This is a genomic window from Pseudomonas tumuqii (genome assembly GCF_013184545.1).
GTDB classification, from domain to species: Bacteria; Pseudomonadota; Gammaproteobacteria; order Pseudomonadales; family Pseudomonadaceae; genus Aquipseudomonas; species Aquipseudomonas tumuqii.
On record NZ_JAAOJA010000055.1, the window covers coordinates 1 to 1,071 of the forward strand.

The 1,071-nt window shown below is 61.2% G+C and carries 1 protein-coding gene; it reads right to left on the reverse strand.

Annotated features, from left to right (window positions below; all coding sequences use genetic code 11):
- On the reverse strand, nt 1-999 hold a 999-nt coding region (locus tag G9C89_RS24910; RefSeq protein ID WP_172153383.1), incomplete at its 3' end, for an IS110 family transposase.
- Between the last annotated feature and the right edge of the window lie 72 nt (nt 1,000-1,071).

A 1,071-nucleotide genomic window follows, 5' to 3' on the forward strand; every position in this document is an offset into this window, starting at 1 on the left:
ATGGCACCACACCGCCCAGCAGATCCGTACCAGTTTGTTGGCCAGGGCCACAGCCGCTTTGTTGTGCCCAATGCGCGCGGCGGTCTCGACGGCCCAGCGTTGTAACTGAGTCAGCTTTTCCGGCGTGCGCGCCTGGCATCGCTGGGCCGCGAGTAAGGCAGCTCGAGAGCCGTGGATCAATAACGTGCGGACATAGACGTTACCCTGCCGGCTGATGTGCCCCAGTTTGCGTCGGTCGCCGCTGCTGAACTCCCGTGGCGTCATGCCCAGCCAGGCACTGAGTTGGCGGCCATTTGCAAAGCGTTCAGGTTTACCGACGGCCGCTGTCAAAGCGCTGGCCGTCAGGACGCCAATGCCGCTGACTTCGTCGAGTTTGCGTACTACGGCATCCTCGGCGTGCCAGCGCTTGAGCTGCTGCTCGCATTCAACCATGCACTGCGCGTACAGATTGATTTCCGCCAGGACTATATGCAGCTGATGCCTCAAGGGCGCTAACTCGGCACGCTCAACCAGTTCATGGGCGGTCTGGATAAAGGCGGCTGTCGATGCCGGGGCTTCGATACCTGCCTCACGCAGGATGCCGCGCAACAGATTGATCCGCTGGGTACGGCTTTTCTTCCAGGTCTCGCGCAGCCCGTGCAGTTGCTGCAGCTGTTGCTGCTCGTGGGTTTTCACCGGCACGGGATGGATATCCTTGCAGCGCGCCGCTTCCAGCATCGCATCGCAGTCGTTGCGGTCGGTCTTGTTGCGGCGGCGATACGGGCGCACATACCGGGGATGGATCAGCTTCACCCGATGCCCCAGAGACTGCGCCACACGGCCCCAGTAATGGGCCGTACCGCAGGCCTCCATCACCCACTCGACCGCGTCGGCTTGCTCCTGTATATATCGCCTAAACGCCTCTCGGTTCAGTCGCTTGCGCTGCACCACCTGGCCGGAATGGACACTCTCGGCAACTTGGTAAACGGACTTGGCCAGATCAACCGCTATTCGCTTCATCACGACACTCCCAATCTCAGTCACCACCGTTCTCGGTATAGAACTGTGGCGCGGGGAGAGTCCATTACAGCA